Raw genomic sequence first — 20228 nt, 5'->3', positions numbered from 1 at the left:
TTACCGCCTATGAAGTCATTTATCCGACAAGAGATTGCCCTGCCCGCTGGTCTGCTCACCCTGGTTTTCTTCAAGACGTTAGGCAGCGACCTGCTGACAGAAGCGACTCCGCTCGCGATCTACCTGCCGGTGTCACTAGCCCTGCTCGCCATCGTCACCTGGGCCATCTTCTCGGTGGTGCGCCACTCGGATGCCCTGGCCATCAAGCTGGGTGAGCCCTTCGGCACCCTGATCCTGACCCTGTCGGTCATCTCTCTGGAAGTGGTGATGATCTCCTCCGTGATGCTGACCGGCGATCCCAACCCTGTGATGGCCCGCGACACCATGTTTGCCGTGGTGATGCTGGTGATAAACGGCCTGGTGGGCTTCACCCTGCTGTTTGGCGGCTGGCGCTATCACACCCAGAATTTCAATCTGGATGGAGTGAAATCCTATCTGGTCGCCATCATACCGCTGGCGCTCCTCTGTCTGGTGCTGCCCAACTTTACCCAAGGCGGCACCCAAGGCAGCATGTCCAGCGCCATGTCCTGGATGCTGATCATCATCTCCATCCTGCTCTACGGCGTCTTCCTGCTGATCCAGACCCGCAGCCATAGCCACTTCTTCGTCGACAGCGATCATGAAGATCATGAGGAGCACCACGGCATACTGCGCAGCAACGTCTATCACACCCTGCTGCTGCTCGCCTACCTGGTGGTGGTGATCCTGCTGGCCAAGACCCTGGCCATTCCCATCAACCATGGGGTACAGGTGATGTCGGCTCCGCCCGCCCTCGGCGGTTTTATCGTCGCCTGTATCGTGCTCTCCCCCGAGGCGGTCGGTGCCATCAAGGCGGCCTTCAACAACCAGCTGCAACGCGCCATGAACCTCTACTTCGGATCCGTGCTGGCCACCATCGCCCTGACGGTACCCGCCGTACTGTTTATCGGCGCCCTGATGGGGCAGGAGGTGCGCCTGGGCCTCTCCGGCGCCAACATGGTGCTGCTCGCCACCACGCTCATGGTCTGCAAAGTGACCTTCAGCAGCGGTCGCACCAATGTGTTGCACGGTGCCACCCATCTGGTGTTGTTCGTGGTCTATCTGTTCCTGATGTTCGAGCCCTCCTGACAGGCACTGTTCTTGAGACGAAAAAAGAGCGCCTGGTGGCGCTCTTTTTGCTTTCTTGACGAAAGTTCTCTCGCGGGAATAGCCGCTTACAGGCTCGGCAAGATACCGGCCGGGATCAGATCGTTGTAGCTGGCGGCCCCCAGCAGGGCGGCGGCGGCTTCGATGTCCGGCGAGAAGTATCTGTCCTTGTCGTAGAAGCTGACCTCTTCACGCAGTCGTCCCTTGGCCAGCTCGATGAGTTCGGTGCTGCGCAGGGGGGCGCGAAAATCCAGCCCCTGGGCCGCAGCCAGCAACTCGACCGCCAGGATACCGCGGGTGTTCTCCGCCATGTCGGTCAGGCGACGCGCGGCGAAGGTGGCCATGGAGACGTGATCTTCCTGGTTGGCGGAAGTGGGCAGGCTGTCCACCGAGGCAGGATGAGCCAGGCTCTTGTTCTCGGAGGCGAGCGCCGCCGAGGTGACCTGGGCGATCATGAAGCCGGAGTTGACGCCGCCGTTGTTGACCAAAAACGCCGGCAGACCCGACATCCGCGAATCGATCAGCAGCGCCATGCGACGCTCTGACAGGGAGCCGATTTCGGCGATGGCCAGCGCCAGGTTGTCGGCGGCGAAGGCCACCGGCTCGGCGTGGAAGTTACCACCCGACAGGATCTCCTCATCCTCGGCGAACACCAGTGGGTTGTCGGAGACCGCATTGGCCTCGCACACCAGAACCTCGGCGGCCTGACGGATCTGGGTCAGGCAGGCGCCCATCACCTGGGGCTGACAGCGCAGGGAGTAAGGATCCTGCACCTTCTCGCAGTTGTGATGGGACATGCCGATCTCGCTGCCCTCCACCAGCAGCTGGCGATAACAGCTGGCCGCATCGATCTGGCCGCGCTGACCGCGCACCGCATGGATGCGGGCATCGAACGGGCGACGGCTACCGAGCGCCGCTTCGACGCTCATGGCGCCGATAGTGATGGCACCGGCAAACAGATCCTCGGCGTGGAACAGTCCCTCCAGCGCGAAGGCCGTGCTGGCCTGGGTGCCGTTGAGCAGCGCCAGCCCCTCTTTTGGCGCCAATGAAATAGGCTCGAGACCGGCAATGTTCAGGGCCGTGGCGGCATCCATCAGCTCACCTTTGTGACGGGCCTTGCCCTCACCGATGAGCAAGCAGCTCATGTGGGCCAGGGGTGCCAGATCGCCGGAGGCGCCGACGGAGCCTTTTTTGGGCACCACAGGATAGACTTCGGCATTGATCAAGGTGATCAGGGCATTGAGCACCTCCAGCCGGATGCCGGAGAAGCCGCGGGCCAGGGAGTTCACCTTGAGCACCATCATCAATCGCACCGTGGCGTCATCCATGTAGGTGCCGATACCGGCGGCATGGGAGAGCACGATGGAGCGTTGCAGCTCGTCGAGCTGCTCCACCGGAATGCGGGTATTGGCCAGCAGGCCAAAGCCGGTGTTGATGCCGTAGACGACGCGGTTTTGCTCTATCACTCGGGTCACCACCTCGGCGGAGGCGCGAATGCCAGGAATGGCGCTCTCGTCCAACGAGAGGCACACCGGCTCGCGGCTGACGCGGCGCAGGGTGGCGAGATCCAGTTCGCCCGGTTTCACAGTCAATGCAAACATCTTATTTCACCTCACCAGTGTGGGAACCCTGCGACTCGAGCATGGGCAGATCCAGTTTCGCATCGAAGGCACAATCGATGGCAATCTCGTAGCCCGCGTCCGCATGACGCATCACGCCGGTGGCCGGGTCGTTGCGCAGCACGCGGCCAACCCGCTTGGCGGCATCATCCGTGCCATCACAGACGATGACCACCCCGGAGTGCTGGGAGAAGCCCATGCCGACCCCGCCACCGTGGTGCAGGGAGACCCAGGTCGCGCCGCCGGCGGTGTTGAGCAGGGCGTTGAGCAGCGGCCAGTCGGAGACGGCGTCCGAGCCATCCATCATGGATTCGGTCTCCCGGTTCGGGCTCGCCACCGAGCCGGAGTCCAGGTGATCGCGACCGATGACGATGGGGGCTTTCAGCTCACCATTTTTCACCATCTCGTTGAAGGCCAGGCCGAGCCGCACCCGATCCTTGACCCCGACCCAGCAGATCCGCGCCGGCAGGCCCTGGAAGGCGATGCGCTCACGGGCCATGTCGAGCCAGTTGTGCAGGTGTGCATCGTCCGGGATCAACTCTTTGACCTTCTGGTCGGTTTTGTAGATGTCCTCCGGATCGCCAGACAGCGCCACCCAGCGGAAGGGGCCTATGCCCTGGCAGAACAGCGGGCGAATGTAAGCTGGCACGAAGCCGGGGAAGTCGAAGGCGCTCGACACCCCCTCATCCAGCGCCACCTGGCGGATGTTATTCCCGTAATCGAGGGTGGCTGCGCCACGACTTTGCAGGGTCAGCATGGCCTCCACCTGTCGCGCCATGGAGTGACGAGCCGCCTGGTTCACCTCCTGGGGGGCGGATTTTTGCAGCTCACGCCACTGGGCAACGCTCCACCCTTGCGGCAAATAGCCGTGGATGGGGTCATGGGCCGAGGTCTGGTCGGTCACCACATCCGGGGTGATGCCACGGGCCACCAGCTCGGCGAACACATCGGCGGCGTTGCCGAGCAGGCCGACGGAGACGGCGGTGCCGCTCTGCTTGGCTTCCTCGACCATGGCCAGCGCCTCATCCAGGCTGTGGGCCTTCTTGTCGACGTAGCGGGTCTTCAAGCGGAAATCGATGCGGGTCTCGTCGCACTCCACGGCGATCATCGAGAAGCCGGCCATGGTGGCGGCCAGGGGCTGGGCGCCACCCATGCCACCCAGACCACCGGTCAGGATCCAGCGCCCCGCAGGCTCGCCGTTGAAGTGCTGATTGGCCACCGCGAAGAAGGTCTCGTAGGTGCCCTGCACTATCCCCTGGGTGCCGATGTAGATCCAGGAACCGGCCGTCATCTGGCCGTACATCATCAGCCCCTTCCTATCGAGCTCGTTGAAGTGCTCCCAGTTGGCCCAGTGTGGCACCAGGTTGGAGTTGGCGATCAGCACCCGGGGCGCATCCTTGTGGGTCTGGAACACCCCGACCGGCTTGCCCGATTGCACCAGCAGCGTTTGATCGTCCTCGAGCCGGGTCAGCACCTCGACAATCTTGTCGTAGCAGGCCCAGTTGCGGGCGGCGCGGCCGATACCACCATAGACCACCAGGGACTGGGGGTGCTCGGCCACTTCCGGATCCAGGTTGTTCATCAGCATCCGCAGGGGCGCCTCGGTCAACCAGCTCTTGGCGGTCAACTGGGTACCACGGGCGGCGCGGATGACCCGGCTGGGATCATGGCGGGGATCCTGCTTCTGCTGCGGTTCTTGCTGCTGATTGTGCTCAGACATTTGACTCTCCTTGTTCACTGTGGGGCTCGGCCCGCTTATCTTGTTAATTGGTGAATGAGACGGGCGGCCACACGGGCGCTGATGCCGTCCCTATCCAGACTCGGGTTCAGTTCGGCCAGATCGGCGAGACGCAGCTTGCCGCTGGCACGGATCTCGGCGATCAGGGGTTCTATCAGATTCAGGGCCACCCCATGGGCGGCCGGGGCACTGACCCCAGGCATCTGGCCTGCGGGCAGCACGTCGAGATCTATGGTCAGGTAGAGGTGATCCACCTCGGCGATAAAGGCCTCCAGGCCCAGGATCACGCCAGGTAGCTCCCGCTCCGTCATCTCTTCATCCTTGACGATCCAGACATTCAAATCGTCGGCGCGGGCGAACAGCGCCTGGGTGTTGGCCGTCTCGGCCACACCCAGGCAGGCATAGCGAAATGCCGTGCCCTGCAGTTGGCACTGCTCGGCGATCTGGAAGAAGGGGGTGCCTGAGCTCGCCTGAGGCGCCTTGCGGCGCAAGTCCAGGTGAGCATCGAAGTTGATGATGCCGACGCGGCCACGGCCAGCCAGATGGCGGTTGAGGCCACTCCAGCTGCCGAACGCCACTTCATGCCCGCCGCCCAGTACCAGGGGGAATTGGCCATCGGCCAGCAAGGCCGCCACCCGTTCGGCCAACTGCTCGTGGGCCAGCTCAAGCTCGCCATCCAGACACGCGACATCCCCCGCATCCCAGGCCGGGCGGCGACCATGCCAGGCGGTATTGGCCAGCGCCTTGCGGATATGCAGGGGCCCCTCGGCGGCGCCGACGCGGCCCTTGTTGCGGCGCACCCCCTCGTCACAGGCAAAGCCGATCAACGCGACGCCCTTGGGGGATCCTGGCTGCCAGGGTTGGACCCGGTCGTGCCAACGCAGGGCCAGCTCACCATCTTCCGGATCCTGACGACCCTGCCAGACGCTCATATCAACCATGAATAGTCTCCTTGCCATTGACGACGCGGCACACCGGCTGCTCGACACCGACCAGATAACTGAGCTCGGCGGGATGGGTGCAGCTCCAGACCACGAAGTCCGCCAGCATGCCGACCCGCAACTGACCGAGCCGCTCCTGCTCCCCCAGGGCACGGGCGGCGTGACGGGTCACTCCGGCCAGGGCCTCGGGGGGGGTCAGGCCAAACAGGGTGCAGGCCATGTTCATGGCCATGCGAAGGGAAACAATCGGAGCCGTACCCGGATTGATGTCGGAGGAGACCGCCATGGGCACATGGGCGCGGCGCAGCGCCTCGACCGGCGGCAGCTTGGTCTCCTTGAGGAAGTAGAAAGCGGTGGGCAGCAGGGTGGCGACCACGCCACGATGGGCCAGGGCATGGATGCCGTCGGCATCCAGATATTCGAGATGATCCACCGACAGGGCGCCGAAGTTGGCGGCCAGGGTGCTGCCCCCCAGGTTGGAGAGCTGATCCATGTGCCCCTTCACCGGCAGGCCATACTGGGCAGCGGCGAGGTAGACCTGCTCGGTCTGGGCCAGGGAGAAGCCGATGTGCTCGCAGAACACATCCACCGCATCGGCCAGTCCGGCCTCGGCGGCGGCCGGAATGATCTCCTGGCAGATGGTCTCGACCCAGGAGTCAGGATCATCCTTGCATTCGGGGGGCACGGCATGGGCCGCCAGCAGTGTGGTCTTGACCCGGATAGGCAGAGACTGACCGAGGCGGCGGGCGACCCGCAGCATCTTGAGTTCATCCACCAGAGTCAGGCCATAGCCGGATTTGATCTCGACCGTGGTCACCCCTTCACGCATCAGCGCCTTCACCCGTGGCAGGGCGAGATCGTAGAGCTGATCCTCGCTAGCGGCACGGGTCGCCTTGACGGTGGAGAGGATACCGCCGCCACGCTTGGCGATCTCGGCATAGGGCACCCCTTTGAGGCGCTGTTCGAACTCTTCGGCCCGGCTGCCGGCGAACACCAGGTGGGTATGGCAATCGATGAGGCCCGGCGTCACCAGCTTGCCCTTCATGTCCTGCCAGTGAGCGGGGAAACTGCCCTTGAGTTCATGCATGGGCACCAGCGCCTGGATGACGCCATCCCGCACGCCGATGGCATGAGGCTCCAGCAGGCCATAATCGGCCAGATCGGGCCGCATGGTGGCTGGTAATACGTTGAGCCAGACCCGCTCGCAGTTCAACAGTTCCTTGTTCATATCGCCCCCACAAATGTATATACAATACGTTATAGCCGATCTCTGACAGAAAATACAGCGACGAGATCACATCTTGATAACAGTGGATTTACTTGAGTATAGCCATGAAAAAGCCCACCTGAGGGTGGGCTGATATCACACAGATATGTATATACAATTAAAATCAGGCGAGCCAACCCATGGCGATGGCCAGATGGCCCACGCCCCCGGCCAGCAGCAGGCCCAGCAAGGTACGAATGAGCCAGATCGCCAGCAACTGACCCACCCCGAGCGGGATCTTGGTGGCGAGGATGCAAGGGATGGAGGCAGACAGGAACAGCACTGAGCTGACCGACACCACGGCCGCCACGAAGCGCACCAGCAGATCCGCATCCTTGAGCAGGATGGCAGGCAGGAACATCTCCGCCAGCCCAGCAGCCAGGGATCGCGCCGCCACCATGGGTTCATTCATGTCGAGCAGCCAGGTGATGGGCAGGAAGATCCAGCCGATCACATCGAACAAGGGGGTGTGCTGAGCCAGCAACAGCCCCATCAGCCCCACCGAAAGGATGGAGGGCACCACGGCCGCCGCCATCTGCACCCCATCACGCAGGTTATCCAGCAACTGTCGCCAGGTGGCTGGCGCTTGCCGGGACTGGTTCAGACCCGCGGCCATGGCCGCCTGCCAGCGATTCATGCCGACGGGCAGAGGATCGTCCTGGCTACCGGCATCATCGAGGCGCGAGATGGGGGGAATGCGGGCCGTGATGGCGGTGATCAGGAAGGTGATGACCAGGGTCGACCAGAAGTAGAAGTTCCAGTAGGGCATCAGGTTGAGGGTCTTGGCGACGATGATCATGAAGGCCGCCGACACCGTCGAGAAGCCGGTCGCGATGATGGCCGCTTCGCGCAGGCTGTACTTGCCCGCCAGATAGACCCGGTTGGTGATGAGCAGACCGACCGAGTAACTGCCGACGAAGGATGCAACCGCATCGATGGCGGAGTGACCGGGGGTGCGCCAGAGGGGACGCATGATGGGCTGCATCAGGACGCCAATCAGCTCCAGCAGACCGAAGCCAAGCAGGAAGGTGAGCGCCAGGGCACCGATGGGGACGATCAATCCCACCGTCATCGCCAGCTTGTCGAACAGGAAGGGCAGACGATCCGGGGTCATCAGCCAGGCCGGGCCCACCCCGGTCAGGTAGACCACCGCCAGTCCCAATCCAAGCAGCTTGAAGACGGTCAGCACCCTGTCGATGGGACGGGCACGCCAGCTGCCATTAAACAGAGGCGCGCAGGCACCGTAGAGGATAAGCGCCATCACCAGGCTGACCGCCAGGGTGCGCTGCGCCACGAGCTGACTCGCCAGATGATCCACCAATATGGTGCTCTTGCCCCCCAGCTCGAAGGGCACGAAGAAGCTGCCGATGCCGATGATAGCGGTGATGATCAGCTTGAGGGCCGCACCGGCCCCCGTGCTGGGTGCCATGACCTGTTCCCTTTCCATCTTGTCTCTCCCTGTTGTCTTGACTCAGTGTTGACTCACCCTGGTGGGTCGTCTGCGTGGACGACCTTAAATGTATATACATATCTACACCAGTTCACCGAGAAGGACAAAACAAAAAATTAACAGGTTTGAAACATTGGGATCCCCGTTGGATCCCGGCAGGATCCCAGGCCAAAAACAACAAAGGCCCACGAGGGGCCTTGTTGTCGAGCCTTGGGCTCAGGACATGCGGGTCTGGGATCTCAGCTTGTAACGGGATCCCGGCGACAGCAACCGGGCGTAGGAGACCAGTGCCCCTTCCGACCAGGTGCGTCTGTGGAGCAGCAGACAGGGAATATCGACCCGGATCTGCAAGAGCCCCGCCTCCCCCGCACTCGGCAACACTGCCTCGACCACGTGCTCCATCTCGGAGAGCGGGCAGACCTCCATCAGGTAACGGTTCGGGGTCTGGCGCGTGAAGTCCTGCTCCCCGTAACCGGGCAACTGCCGGGCATCGACGAAACGCTCCTCAAGCTGCAGCGGCTCCCCATCGGCCTGATGGACGATCAGGCTGTGAAAAATGGGGGCACCGACTCGCAGACCCAGCTGCACCGCCACCTTCTCATCAGCGGCCTGACGTTCGAGGCGGATCACCCTGGCGCTGTACTCGGCACCCTGCTCCGCTATCTCGTCCGCTATGTTGCGAATGGCGAGCAGGGTCGACTCGGTGCGCCTGTCTGCCACGAAGCTGCCGGAGCCGGCGGTGCGGTTGAGCCAACCCTCGGCCACCAGTTCGCGCAGCGCCTTGTTGACCGTCATCCGGCTCACGGCAAACTGCTCGCACAAGGCGGCCTCGGTCGGGATCCTGTCTCCCGCCTCGTAGTGGCGCGAGCGAATGCCGTCGAGCACGTGTTGCTTGATCTGCAAATAGAGCGCGGGGGCCAACGGCAGCGTCCTCAGCGACGGCGATGGGGCGGACGCTTGTCCGGCCAGGCGCGATAGACATCGGGGATCTGATCCGGCCCGCTGATGCAGAGATCGAGATCGTGCAGCAGACCATCCTTGATGCCGTAGATCCAGCCATGCACCGCCAGCTCCTGACCCTTGCGCCAGCCGTTCTGGATGATGGTGGTGTAGCAGACGTTGGCAACCTGCTCGGCCACGTTCAGCTCGCACAGGTAGTCGAACCGCTCGTGCTCATCCTCGATGGCCTCGAGCTCTTCGCCGTACTTGAAGTAGACGTCTTTGATGTTGCGCAGCCAGTTGTCGATGAGCCCCAGCTCCTGGTTCTGCATCGCCGCCTTGACGCCGCCGCAGCCATAGTGGCCGCAGATGATGATGTGCTTCACCTTGAGCACCTCGACCGCATATTGCAGCACCGAGAGGCAATTGAAGTCGGTGTGCACCACCAGGTTGGCGACGTTGCGGTGGACGAAGACGTCTCCTGGCAGCAGTCCCATCAGCTGGTTGGCGGGTACCCGGCTGTCGGAGCAGCCGATCCAGAGGTATTCGGGGGCCTGCTGGGCGGAGAGGGTAGCGAAGAAATTCGGATCCTCGGCCTTGATCCGCTCCGCCCACTCGCGGTTGTTGGTAAACAGGTCGTTCAACAGTTTCACTATCTGCTCTCCCTACTGTGGCAATGGCGGCAACATAACATACACAAGGGTAACCAAGGCAAGGCCGACCAGATGCTCTCGAAACAAAAACAGGGCCATCAGGCCCTGTTTTGTCGATGAAGCATCACGCCACCATGGCGTCTTTCAGCTTCTTGAGGTCGTTCTTCTCAAGCTGACGGATCCGTTCGGCGAATTCCATCAGGCATCCATGGCGTCTTTCAGCTTCTTGAGGGTATTTTTCTCAAGCTGGCGGATCCGCTCGGCGAATTCCATCAGGCATCCATGGCGTCTTTCAGCTTCTTGAGGGCGTTCTTCTCAAGCTGACGGATCCGCTCGGCGGAAACACCATAGCTGTCGGCCAGCTCCTGCAGCGTGGTCTTGTTGTCATCATCCAGCCAGCGTGCACGAATGATGTGCTGGCTACGCTCGTCCAGGGTCGCCATGGCCGCACTCAGACGACGGGTGGCATGTTTGTCCCAGTTGTCGTTCTCTATGGTCGCGGCCAAGTCGGAGGACTTGTCTTCCAGATAGTGAACGGGGGCGAAGCCAGCTTCGTCATCTTCGTCACCGACCAGGTCAAACGCCTGATCGTAGTTGCTCATCCGCGCTTCCATCTCGGTCACGTCGCTGACCGAGACACCCAGCTCATCGGCGACAACCCGCGCCTCATCATGACTGAACCAGCCCAGACGCTTCTTGGATTTGCGCAGGTTGAAGAACAGCTTGCGCTGGGCCTTGGTGGTGGCCACCTTGACCATGCGCCAGTTACGCAGCACGTATTCGTGAATTTCGGCCTTGATCCAATGCACGGCGAAAGAGACCAGGCGCACGCCGACACTGGGGTCGAAGCGCTTGACCGCCTTCATCAGACCTATGTTGCCTTCCTGTACCAGGTCTGCCTGGGGCAGACCGTAGCCGGCATAACTCTTGGCAACGTGAACAACAAAGCGCAGATGCGACATGACCAGCTGACGGGCAGCCTCGAGATCGCCACCCTGCTGCAACCGCATCGCCAGCTCACGCTCCTCTTCCGCGCTGAGCACGGGGATAGCGTTAACGGCCTGGACATAACCTTCCAGACTGCCTTGGGGGATAAGGGCCATAGTGCGTTGCAATGAAGTTCCCATCTTTTACCTCTTACTCTTCAGTCGCGCCAGTCTAGCATCCTCACCGAGGCTGTCTAGAAAGCGACGACTATTCTGCGGCCTGAATCAAGTACTGAACCAAGTCAGAACCCGACACATATTAGGAATGCGGGATGAATCAAAAATGAACAGCCAAAAAAAGGGGGTCACAGTGAAGGACCCCCGAAAAGTAGCATGCTAAGTCCATTGTTGCGGAGCTCGCAACCTTCACATGCTTGCCAAGTCTGACGAGCGGGGGTCTTACGCCACACCCGTATAAGTTCGATTTTAAGACTGCGTCACTTCAAAAAGGTTCCACGGATCTTGAGAAGATCCTGGCGATCATTGACGTCCAGATTACTCGCTGAACGCCTCCTGTGCCAGAAAGGGTCACTTTTTTACTTGATCCAGCTCGCAAAATCCAGCGAGTCTTGTCTAAAAATGGGTCAAGAAGGCTCGATATCACGAATGTGACGGTGGACCGAAAACCAGGAAGCGATGAGTCCAAGCAGTGCCCCGAGCAGTATCAGGTTGATACCGTCTATCCCGCCCATGCCAACCAGGCGGAAATGGCTGTTGTAGAGACCGGCCAGCTCCTTGACCACCCCCTCGCTCCAGATCACCATCACCTCGGTCAGCCACCAGGCCAGCATGCCGCCGATGACGCCGTACCAGATGCCGGTATAGAGGAAGGGTCTGTGGATGAAGGCATCGGTCGCCCCCACCAGCTTGAGCACTTCGATCTCGGATCGCTGGTTGAGGATATTCAACCGCAAGGTGTTGCCGACGATGAGCAGCACGGCGGAGAGCAGCAGCACCGCAATGCCGGTGATGGTGTGGCGCAGCAGGTTCATGATGCCCTGCAAGCGGGTCAGCCACTGCAGGTCCAGCTTGCCCTGTTCGATACCGGGTTCATTCTCCAGCTTGGCGAGCAGCTCGGCCGCCCCGTCCGGGTTCTGCCAGCGCGGATCCGGGATCACGCTCAAGACAGGTGGCAGCGGGTTGCTGTCCAGATAGTCGAGGGCATCGCCAAAGCCCGAGATCTCGCGAAACTCCTTGAGCGCCTCATCCCGGTTCATGTAGGTCACCGACTCCACCTCGGGGTAGAGCTGAATGCGCTGCTTGAGCTCCTGAATGTTCTGCTCCGGCAACTCTTTGCGCAGGTAAAGGGAGATCTGCGAGCTGTTCTGCCAATTGCCCTCCACCAGCTCGGCATTCTTGAGCAGCACATGGAAGCAGGAGGGCAGCGCCAGGCTCACACCAAGCACGGCCAGGGTCATCAGGGAGGCGAGCGGGTTACGCCACAGCTCGCCCAGACTCGCGAACGCCTGGCGCAGGTGATCGACCCAATACATGACGAAGCGGCGCAGCAGGGGCTGCTTGTGACGCACGATAGCCATCAGTAATCCTCCTGCTGGGAGTGCATTCGTCCCGCCTTGAGCGTGAAGGTGCGATAACGCATGCGGGCGATGAGCCCGAGATCATGGGTGGCGATGAGCACAGAGACCCCGAAGCTGTTGAACTCCTCGAACAGGCGCATGATGTCCATGGAGAGTTGCGGATCCAGGTTGCCGGTCGGTTCATCGGCCAGCAGCAGCGGTGGTTTGTTGACGATGGCGCGAGCGATACCGACCCGTTGCTGCTCCCCCCCGGAGAGCATGCGCGGCTGGTAGCGCTCCTTGCCGAGCAGCCCCACCTTGTCCAGGGCCGCCGCGACCCGCTTGTTGATGTCCCCATGGCTGTAGCCATCGATCACCAGCGGCAGCGCCACGTTGTCGAACACGGTTCTGTCCATCAGCAGTCGGTGATCCTGGAAGATCATGCCTATTTGACGGCGCACATAGGGGATCTGGCGGCGCTGGATCCGGCTCACATCCTCCCCATGAAAGAAGACGCGGCCATCTGTGGGCCGCTCCATCACGCTGATGAGTTTGAGCAAGGTGCTCTTGCCTGCCCCGGAGTGACCGGTCAGAAAGCCCATCTCCCCCTTGCGCAGGTGAAAGTTCACCTTCTGCAGCGCCTGATGGCCACCGCTGTATACCTTGCTGACCTGATCAAAACGAATCATCTCTGGCCCCTGAAGCTGAACGGGCCCCTTCTGCGGGGCACTGGAGAGAGCAAGAGGCCGCCCAAGGCGGCCCGGCTTGCTTATTCGTCGCGGCTAAACAGCGCCTCGATGAAGTCATTGGCAACGAAGGGACGCAGATCGTCTATCCCCTCACCCACTCCGATGAAACGGATAGGGATCTGGAACTTGTCCGCCACCGCGAAGATGACGCCACCCTTGGCGGTACCATCGAGCTTGGTGAGGGTGATACCGGTCAAACCCACCGCCTCTTTGAACAGCTTGGCCTGGCTCAGGGCGTTCTGGCCCGTGCCCGCGTCCAGGGTCAGCATGATCTCGTGAGGGGCCTCCTCGTCGAGCTTCTTCATGACCCGCACCACCTTCTTGAGCTCCTCCATCAGGTTGCTCTTGTTCTGCAGGCGACCGGCGGTGTCGGCGATCAACACATCGGCGCCACGGGAACGGGCGGCCTCGATGGCATCATAGATGACGGAGGCAGAGTCTGCGCCGGTGTGCTGGGCGATGACCGGCAGGTTGTTGCGCTGGCCCCACACCTGCAACTGCTCGACGGCGGCGGCGCGGAAGGTATCACCGGCGGCCAGCATGACGCTCTTGCCCTCGGCTTGCAGCTGCTTGGCAAGCTTGCCGATGGTGGTGGTCTTGCCCACCCCATTCACGCCCACCATGAGGATCACATAAGGCTTCTTGCTGGTATCGATCACCAAGGGCTGCTCGACCTTGGCCAGCATCTCGCCCATGTCCTGCTTGAGCAGGCCATAGAGGGCTTCGCCATCCTTGAGCTGCTTGCGGCTGGCGTGCTGGGTCAGGCTGTTGATGATGCGGGTAGTGGTATCGACCCCGAGATCCGCGGTAAGCAACTGGGTCTCCAGCTCCTCGAACAGCTCATCATCTATCTGCTTGCCACTGAACAGGCTGAAGAAACCAGAGCCTATGTTCTCCCTGGTACGCACCAGGCTGCGCTTGAGACGGGCAAAGAAGCCCTCCCGCTGCGGCTTGGCCTGAGTATCATCGGCCACATCCGCCGCCAGAGGGAGCGCGGCCAGGGCGGCAGCTTCCTGCTCGGCGGCAACGCGGGCAGCCTCCTGCTCGGCGGCAATGCGGGCAACTTCCTGCTCGGCGACAACGCGAGCCGCTTCCTGCTCGGCGGCAACCCGGGCAGCTTCCTGCTCGGCGGCAACACGGGCGGCCTCCTGCTCGGCGGCAATGCGAGCGACTTCCTGCTCGGCGGCAACGCGAGCGGCCTCCTGCTCGGCGGCAACCCGAGCGGCCTCCTGCTCGGCGGCAACGCGAGCGGCCTCCTGCTCGGCGGCAATGCGAGCAGCCTCCTGCTCGGCGGCAATGCGAGCGGCCTCCTGCTCGGCGCCAATGCGGGCAGCCTCCTGCTCGGCGGCAACGCGAGCGGCCTCCTGCTCGGCAGCAACGCGAGCGACTTCCTGCTCGGCGGCAACGCGAGCCGCTTCCTGTTCGGCGGCAACGCGGGCGGCCTCCTGCTCGGCGGCAACGCGAGCGACTTCCTGCTCGGCGGCAACCCGGGCGACTTCCTGCTCGGCGCCAATGCGGGCAGCCTCCTGCTCGGCGGCAACACGAGCCGCTTCCTGCTCGGCGGCAATGCGAGCAGCCTCCTGCTCGGCGGCAACCTTGGCCGCGTCTTCCTCCGGGCTCAGCAGCTCAGGATTGACGATGACGGGCTCCAGGGAGCTGGCGCACTCTTCGATCACCAGGGGCGCTGTGTTGAGATCCTCAGCCAAAGGATCGAGCAGGGGGTCTGCGTGCGGCAGGGAAGTCTCGCCGGACTCAGCGGAGATGACGTCGGTCGATGGGGAAGACGTGGCGCTGGCGCCATCTTGGGTGCTGACAGTCTCGGATTGGGGTGTCTGTGGTTGGACAACCTCAGCCTCTTCTTTCTTGCGGCCGAACCCCAGCCAGGAAAACAAACCTTTTGCCATTTTTAAAAATACTCACTTCGTTGGCTGACTGCTAAGATAGCCGTCCCTCGGTGGGTCGGCATAAAAATGAACCGCCTTATACTATCACTTTATTTTCTGACGACGAAACGCGATGCCCAGAGTGAAATCCAGTCAAAACAGCCCGGCCCAGCGCCCGGGAGCCAAGGGTAAATCCGGCTTTGTCCGTATCATCAGTGGCCAGTGGCGTGGTCGCAAGCTGCCGGTGCAGGATGTGGAGGGACTCAGACCCACCACGGACAGAGTCAAGGAGACCATCTTCAACTGGTTGGCCGCCCATGTCCGCGGCAGCCGCTGTCTCGACCTGTTCGCCGGTAGCGGGGGTCTGGGCCTGGAGGCGCTGTCGCGCTACGCCGAGCAGGTCACGCTGGTCGAGATGGACAAGGGTGCCGCCGATCAGCTCAAGAAGAACCTGGCGGCGCTGGGCAGCAGCCAGGGTGCGGTGATCCAGTCCGACGCCATCCACTGGCTGCAAGGCCCCGTCACCCCTTTCAATCTGGTGTTTCTCGATCCGCCCTTTCGCCGTGAGCTGCTGCCGCAAGTGTGCGAGCTGCTGGAGCAACGGGGTTGGCTGGCAGCGGATGCGCTCATCTATCTGGAGCGGGAGAAGGAGTTCGACGATCTGGTGCTGCCCGGCAACTGGCAATGTCTCAAGGACAAGCAGGCCGGTCAGGTCTGCTATCAGCTCTATGCAAGGAGCACCCCGGAGGCCTCTGCCTAAACGGTGTCTCATTTGGCGCGAGTGACTATGGTTGAACCACTGGGCCGCCTCTGCGTAAGATCTGTTCGATATTGGTGCTATTCAAGGGAGTTATACGATGGGACGTCTGCTTAATCTGCTGGCCATGGGCCTCACCCTCTTCTTCTGGTTTGGAGTCATCGTCAGCCTGGTGGTGACCCTGCCCGGCAAGCTGAGCAGCTTCTTGCCCATCTGCGGCGTCATAGTGGCGCTGATGCACTGGGTACAGGCCAGCATGATCCGCGCCGCCTGCAAGCCCCACTTCTTCGTGACCAACGGTGAATTTGTGCAGGTGCTGATCTTCGGCGTCTTCGGCATGCGCGACATCCGCGCTCGGCTCAAGGCCATTGTGGAGGCGGGCAGCAAACCGCAGTCATAAAAAAACCGGGTTGCCCCGGTCATCAATCTTGTCTGGAAGGCCTGCTTGTCAGGCCTTCTCTTTTTTACCGACGCTGAGACCCAGCTTGATGGAGAGCGCGGCCAGCAACAGCAGCATCATGATCAGCGAGAAGAAGTTGCTGCCAAGCTCGGGGTACTGCACTTTTTGCAGCGCCGCATGACCAAAACCGCCGATAAAGAAGCTGAGCCAGACGCAGACCGGCGTATTGCCTTCCATGGGTTCGCTCACATAGCAGCGATAGAGCTGATGGGCCGCCAGCAGGAAGGCGATGATGGGGAAGAAGGAGAAGGGCACGGGATCCGATACCAGCACAGCGAGGCTGGCGTCACCACAGATGCCGACCAGAAGGGCCAGCAGCAGGGGGCGTTTGGGAATGGTGTTGATGTCATGCATGGGGAAACTCCTGTTGGCTCCTGACGGTTGACTCAAGACATGGCCTCGCGGCGGCGCTGATGCTGCAGCTCGGCGCCCATGGCGATCATCCGCAGCTGGCGCACGGTGCGATCGGCCAGGGCCCGGCACTCTTCACTGCTCATATCCAACGCATCGGCACCGGCGCTGAAGACGATGGTCACCATGGCCTCGGCCTGGATATAGGCCTCCTCCCGTGGCGCCCCCGACGTGGCTTCCAGATAGTCGGTCAGCTCGGCGATGAAGTGCTGTATCTCCCGGGCGACCGCCTGACGAAAGGCAGCCGACGTGCCGGAGCGCTCGCGCAGCAGCAATCGGAAGATATTGGGATTGTTTTCGACAAATTCCATGAAGGTCGAGACAGAGGTGATGATCACGCCACCGCCACCGGCGATCCGTTGTCGCGCCTGACGCATCAGTTGGCGCAGGGTCAAGCCCCCCTCATCGACCAGGGTCAGCCCCAGCTCTTCCATGTCACGGAAGTGGCGATAGAAGGAGGTTGGCGCTATGCCTGCCTCCCGCGCGACTTCTCGCAGACTCAGGTTGGAGAAGCTGCGGTTGGCACACAGCTGGCTGAACGCAGCGTCGATCAGCGTACGCCGGGTCTTTTCTTTTTGCTCTGCGCGAATACCCACGAAAACAGTCACCTTCCACGTATCGAGGCCAAATGATAACCCGAAGGCGGGTCAGGCTGTCACTTTTTTACCATTGACCCGCCGCCGGGTTGCACAGAGAATAGCGCACAGCTGTTAGCTGAAAAGGACACTCCGAATGGAACGCCCACCCATTATCATCTCCAACACCCTGCTGTTTGCCCTGACCGGGCTGACGGCTCTGATTGCCGTGCCCTGGTACGGTCTGACCCATGGCTTCGATGGCTGGCAATGGGCCAGCTTCCTGGTGCTGTTTTGCTATTGCGGCATCTCAATCACCGCGGGCTATCACAGACTCTGGTCCCACAAGACCTACAAGGCGCACCCGGCGCTGCAGTGGCTGTTCGCCATCGGCGGCGCCCTCGCCCTGCAGAACTCGGCCCTGCACTGGTCCTCGGATCACCGCCGCCATCACCGCAACGTAGATGACGATCATCAGGATCCCTACTCCGCCAGCCGCGGCTTCTGGTACTCCCACATCGGCTGGATGCTGCGGGAATACCAGGGGGATCGCTATCACGACTACAGCAATGTGCGGGATCTGCAGAACAACCCCGTCGTTGCCTGGCAGCACAAACACTATCTGGCGCTGACCCTGGCCACCAACATCGGCATCCCGCTGCTGCTGGGGCTTATCCACGGCGATCTGCTCGGCATGTTGTTGCTGGCCGGGGTGCTGCGCATGGTGATGACCCACCACACCACCTTCTTCATCAACTCCCTGGCCCACATCTGGGGCAGCCAGCCGTTCACGGATCGCAACAGCGCCCGCGACAACGGCATCCTCGCCTTCTTCACCTTCGGTGAGGGCTATCACAACTACCACCACCTGTTCGAGAACGACTACCGCAACGGCATCCACTGGTGGCAGTTCGATCCGACCAAGTGGTTGATCCGCTGCTCCGCCTGGCTGGGGCTGGCCAGGGATCTGCGTACCTGCCCGGAGGAGCGCATCGAGCAGGCACGGCTGCAGATGCAGCTCAAACGCGCCCATGCCAAGCTGCAAAAACGCGACGACATGGAGATGTGGCAGACGCTGCTGCAGGAGGAGTACGACAAGCTGAGCCAGCAGTTGCAGCACTACTACGCCAGCCGCAAGCGCCTGCTCGAAGAGCGTAAACGCAAGGCTCTGGCCCGCTACGATGCCCTCAAGCTGCAGCTCGAATACCGCAGCCTCAAGGGCGGCTTCCGGGTCAGTCGCCGCAACTGGAATCGCCTGCTGGCCAACCTGGCCTGAGCGCGCAATCGACAATAAAAAGAGCAGGCCCCAACACGGGGCCTGCTCTTTTTCATGGCATGGATGACTGCCGGGCACCCTGGTCCCAGCTATCGACGAGAGGCTCAGCTCGGGTCAATGGCCAACGGTGGCGGGAAAATCCCATAAAAAATGGGGCGACATCTGCATGTCACCCCCTCGCAAATAGCATGTTCCATATTGGAATCCAATTCATCAATCACGCACCTGACTCCCGGGTTTCCGCTCCCTCGAGACGAGTGCCCACAGGAGCGATCCCATGGGGTTGAATTGACGTTTCTTCTTCCACAACCCGGCGAACCGGGCTGTTTGTCCTTGCGATTGAAATCTTACTCAGTTCGTCATCGAAAAAACGTTTCGCCAGCGTCCCGCCCCCCCGCATATCCCCACACTCATCCGCTCCATGTTTTTATTTATGTTTAAAAACAGATGGTTGAAATCTAGCCTATGGCATTATTGCTGCCTGCCTCGCCAAATGGCTTACAAGGCTTTGCGAGATCTCGCACAAGGGAGGGGCGAAAGCGCTACAGCCAGGGACGCAGCGGCAGCCAATGGCTCAGGCGGGCGATCAGGCGCCGCCACCAGGGGGAGGCGGGATCGGGCTCGGCGGTCACCCCTTGCCAATGGGTCAGCCAGGCCTGCAGCTCGGCGCAGAGCGGCCCGCTATTGAGGCGCAGCATCAGTTCGGTGTTGAGGTGAAAGGAGCGCGGATCCAGATTGAAGCTGCCGAGCAGGGCCTCCCGCTCCCCCAGCAAGATCAGCTTGGCATGCAGGCTGAGGCCGCTGCTGGCCGGCAGCTCGGCCAGTCCGATACCCTGGCGCAACAACCAGGGTCTGTGGCGATAATAGGCACCATGCACCAGGGGCACGTCCGTGCTGGCCAGGGAGTTGGTGAGCAGCCTGATGGCGATCCCCTGTCGGCGCAGACGCTGCAATTCACGGCGCAGGCCCCGGGTCAGGATGAGGTAGGGGCTCACCAGTTGCAGCATGCCCTGACACTCCCCCAGCCGTCGCCACAGGTAGCGGGCCGTGCCAGGCCGGGAGACCAGCCCCTTGCCAGGCCGGTCGAACAGCACCTCGGCCCGGCCCGGATGCCAGGTCAGCGGAGCCGGCGCCTCAAACAGATCAGCGGGCAGGTCGTAGATGGCAGCAACGGTGGGCTCGGTGAGGCTGAGCAGGAAATCGTTGATCACTCCCGCCACCATCCGACCGGGACGACGGCGCAGCAAGCGGCGAACAGGTTGGCTCCAGCGGCTACACCAGAACTGATCGAATCCCTGCTCCAGGGACTGGCAGAGGGGGCCCCGGCAGCCAATGTCCAGATCGAGGAAGTGGGGGCCGGCGCCCAGGCCGAAGTAGGCATCGCCGATGTTGCGCCCCCCCAGAATGCCGGTATTGCCATCCACCAGCAGCAGCTTGTTGTGCATGCGGTGGTTGAGGCGACGGAAGCTGAAACAGGCCTCCAGCAGCAGCGCCAATGGCCGCCAGCCCCTCAACCAGAACGGATTGAACAGCCGCACCTCGATGCCGGGCTCGCAGGCCACCATCTCCAGGAAGCGATTCTCCCCGGCGTAGAGATCGTCGATGAGCAGCTGCACGCGCACCCCGCGCCGGGCGGCGCACAGCAACTCGGCCAGCAGCAGCTTGCCGCTGCCATCCTCGGCCCAGCTGTAATACTGGGCCTGGACTCGGCTACGGGCGGCGCGGATCAGGGCCAGACGCTGTTTCAGGGCCAATGACGGCTCGGCCAATAGCACGAATTCCCCTTCCTTCACCCTGCCCCCTCGTCATCGCCTTGTCATGGTCATGGCCCATATAGTGACAGAACTGGTCGCCATAAGGAGCCCCCATGAACCTCAGCCAG

At 62.0% G+C, this 20228-nt stretch carries 18 protein-coding genes; 4 read left to right on the top strand and 14 right to left on the bottom strand.

What is annotated here, in order from left to right; translation table 11 throughout:
• Nucleotides 1-9 precede the first annotated feature (9 nt).
• The gene (locus M2366_RS17840) at nucleotides 10-1107 is read left to right on the top strand and encodes a calcium:proton antiporter (protein ID WP_224431797.1); all 1098 of its coding nucleotides are present in this window, start codon (nucleotides 10-12) and stop codon (nucleotides 1105-1107) included.
• 86 nt (nucleotides 1108-1193) lie between these two features.
• On the opposite strand, the gene hutH is transcribed toward M2366_RS17840, so the two are convergent.
• The 11 genes from hutH to ftsY all read right to left on the bottom strand — a co-directional run bounded on the left by hutH (nucleotide 1194) and on the right by ftsY (nucleotide 14888).
• On the bottom strand, nucleotides 1194-2726 hold the full coding sequence (hutH, locus tag M2366_RS17835) for a histidine ammonia-lyase (protein ID WP_259270306.1): 1533 nt from the start codon (nucleotides 2724-2726) through the stop codon (nucleotides 1194-1196).
• Nucleotide 2727: 1 nt separating this feature from the next.
• Entirely contained in the window at nucleotides 2728-4464 is a 1737-nt protein-coding gene (gene hutU / locus M2366_RS17830) for a urocanate hydratase (protein WP_224431795.1), read from the bottom strand.
• A gap of 35 nt (nucleotides 4465-4499) precedes the next feature.
• Entirely contained in the window at nucleotides 4500-5423 is a 924-nt protein-coding gene (gene hutG / locus M2366_RS17825; protein WP_224431794.1) for a formimidoylglutamase, read from the bottom strand.
• The gene (gene hutI / locus M2366_RS17820; protein WP_224431793.1) at nucleotides 5416-6651 is read right to left on the bottom strand and encodes an imidazolonepropionase; all 1236 of its coding nucleotides are present in this window, start codon (nucleotides 6649-6651) and stop codon (nucleotides 5416-5418) included. The genes hutG and hutI overlap by 8 nt, the downstream gene beginning before the upstream one ends.
• Nucleotides 6652-6814: 163 nt before the next feature.
• Nucleotides 6815-8137, bottom strand: a complete 1323-nt coding sequence (locus M2366_RS17815) for a YjiH family protein (protein ID WP_224431792.1) — start codon at nucleotides 8135-8137, stop codon at nucleotides 6815-6817.
• Between the two features lie 219 nt (nucleotides 8138-8356).
• Complete coding sequence (gene hutC, locus M2366_RS17810; protein WP_042040051.1) at nucleotides 8357-9061, bottom strand: histidine utilization repressor; 705 nt, start codon at nucleotides 9059-9061, stop codon at nucleotides 8357-8359.
• Nucleotides 9062-9072: 11 nt separating this feature from the next.
• Nucleotides 9073-9732, bottom strand: a complete 660-nt coding sequence (gene can / locus M2366_RS17805; protein WP_259270305.1) for a carbonate dehydratase — start codon at nucleotides 9730-9732, stop codon at nucleotides 9073-9075.
• 272 nt (nucleotides 9733-10004) lie between these two features.
• Nucleotides 10005-10859, bottom strand: coding sequence for an RNA polymerase sigma factor RpoH (rpoH, locus tag M2366_RS17800; RefSeq protein WP_224431790.1), 855 nt, complete (start codon nucleotides 10857-10859; stop codon nucleotides 10005-10007).
• A gap of 443 nt (nucleotides 10860-11302) precedes the next feature.
• The gene (ftsX, locus tag M2366_RS17795; protein WP_259270304.1) at nucleotides 11303-12256 is read right to left on the bottom strand and encodes a permease-like cell division protein FtsX; all 954 of its coding nucleotides are present in this window, start codon (nucleotides 12254-12256) and stop codon (nucleotides 11303-11305) included.
• Nucleotides 12256-12924: a cell division ATP-binding protein FtsE gene (ftsE, locus tag M2366_RS17790; RefSeq protein WP_005892754.1), complete on the bottom strand. Its 669-nt coding sequence runs from the start codon at nucleotides 12922-12924 to the stop codon at nucleotides 12256-12258. The genes ftsX and ftsE overlap by 1 nt, the downstream gene beginning before the upstream one ends.
• 80 nt (nucleotides 12925-13004) lie before the next feature.
• Nucleotides 13005-14888, bottom strand: coding sequence for a signal recognition particle-docking protein FtsY (gene ftsY, locus M2366_RS17785; protein ID WP_259270303.1), 1884 nt, complete (start codon nucleotides 14886-14888; stop codon nucleotides 13005-13007).
• A gap of 112 nt (nucleotides 14889-15000) precedes the next feature.
• On the opposite strand from ftsY, the gene rsmD reads away from it, so the two are divergent.
• Nucleotides 15001-15627, top strand: a complete 627-nt coding sequence (gene rsmD / locus M2366_RS17780) for a 16S rRNA (guanine(966)-N(2))-methyltransferase RsmD (RefSeq protein ID WP_259237804.1) — start codon at nucleotides 15001-15003, stop codon at nucleotides 15625-15627.
• Between the two features lie 97 nt (nucleotides 15628-15724).
• Entirely contained in the window at nucleotides 15725-16024 is a 300-nt protein-coding gene (locus M2366_RS17775) for a DUF1145 domain-containing protein (protein WP_259237806.1), read from the top strand.
• A 48-nt stretch (nucleotides 16025-16072) separates the two neighbouring features.
• Here M2366_RS17775 and M2366_RS17770 read toward each other — a convergent pair whose 3' ends face one another.
• Entirely contained in the window at nucleotides 16073-16438 is a 366-nt protein-coding gene (locus tag M2366_RS17770) for a YijD family membrane protein (protein ID WP_042040062.1), read from the bottom strand.
• A gap of 32 nt (nucleotides 16439-16470) precedes the next feature.
• A complete protein-coding gene (gene fabR, locus M2366_RS17765) occupies nucleotides 16471-17091 on the bottom strand; it encodes an HTH-type transcriptional repressor FabR (protein ID WP_042040063.1) in 621 nt (206 codons plus the stop codon).
• 136 nt (nucleotides 17092-17227) lie between these two features.
• On the opposite strand from fabR, the gene M2366_RS17760 reads away from it, so the two are divergent.
• Entirely contained in the window at nucleotides 17228-18346 is a 1119-nt protein-coding gene (locus M2366_RS17760) for a fatty acid desaturase (RefSeq protein ID WP_259270302.1), read from the top strand.
• Between the two features lie 542 nt (nucleotides 18347-18888).
• Here the strand turns inward: M2366_RS17760 and M2366_RS17755 are convergent.
• Nucleotides 18889-20139, bottom strand: a complete 1251-nt coding sequence (locus M2366_RS17755) for a phospholipase D family protein (protein WP_259270301.1) — start codon at nucleotides 20137-20139, stop codon at nucleotides 18889-18891.
• Nucleotides 20140-20228: the final 89 nt, after the last annotated feature.

The organism is Aeromonas sp. BIGb0405, assembly GCF_024807335.1.
Taxonomy (GTDB): Bacteria; Pseudomonadota; Gammaproteobacteria; order Enterobacterales; family Aeromonadaceae; genus Aeromonas; species Aeromonas rivuli.
The sequence above is the reverse complement of the archived record's forward strand: the minus strand, read 5'-3'. Positions and strand labels throughout refer to the sequence as shown.

What these genes read in the sequence shown, in the direction of transcription:
- M2366_RS17840 (WP_224431797.1), top strand. Translation starts at nt 10, where the DNA reads ATGAAGTCATTTATCCGACAAGAGATTGCCCTGCCCGCTGGTCTGCTC.
- hutH (WP_259270306.1), bottom strand. Translation starts at nt 2,726, where the DNA reads ATGTTTGCATTGACTGTGAAACCGGGCGAACTGGATCTCGCCACCCTG.
- hutU (WP_224431795.1), bottom strand. Translation starts at nt 4,464, where the DNA reads ATGTCTGAGCACAATCAGCAGCAAGAACCGCAGCAGAAGCAGGATCCC.
- hutG (WP_224431794.1), bottom strand. Translation starts at nt 5,423, where the DNA reads ATGGTTGATATGAGCGTCTGGCAGGGTCGTCAGGATCCGGAAGATGGT.
- hutI (WP_224431793.1), bottom strand. Translation starts at nt 6,651, where the DNA reads ATGAACAAGGAACTGTTGAACTGCGAGCGGGTCTGGCTCAACGTATTA.
- M2366_RS17815 (WP_224431792.1), bottom strand. Translation starts at nt 8,137, where the DNA reads ATGGAAAGGGAACAGGTCATGGCACCCAGCACGGGGGCCGGTGCGGCC.
- rpoH (WP_224431790.1), bottom strand. Translation starts at nt 10,859, where the DNA reads ATGGGAACTTCATTGCAACGCACTATGGCCCTTATCCCCCAAGGCAGT.
- ftsX (WP_259270304.1), bottom strand. Translation starts at nt 12,256, where the DNA reads ATGGCTATCGTGCGTCACAAGCAGCCCCTGCTGCGCCGCTTCGTCATG.
- ftsE (WP_005892754.1), bottom strand. Translation starts at nt 12,924, where the DNA reads ATGATTCGTTTTGATCAGGTCAGCAAGGTATACAGCGGTGGCCATCAG.
- ftsY (WP_259270303.1), bottom strand. Translation starts at nt 14,888, where the DNA reads ATGGCAAAAGGTTTGTTTTCCTGGCTGGGGTTCGGCCGCAAGAAAGAA.
- rsmD (WP_259237804.1), top strand. Translation starts at nt 15,001, where the DNA reads ATGCCCAGAGTGAAATCCAGTCAAAACAGCCCGGCCCAGCGCCCGGGA.
- M2366_RS17775 (WP_259237806.1), top strand. Translation starts at nt 15,725, where the DNA reads ATGGGACGTCTGCTTAATCTGCTGGCCATGGGCCTCACCCTCTTCTTC.
- M2366_RS17770 (WP_042040062.1), bottom strand. Translation starts at nt 16,438, where the DNA reads ATGCATGACATCAACACCATTCCCAAACGCCCCCTGCTGCTGGCCCTT.
- M2366_RS17760 (WP_259270302.1), top strand. Translation starts at nt 17,228, where the DNA reads ATGGAACGCCCACCCATTATCATCTCCAACACCCTGCTGTTTGCCCTG.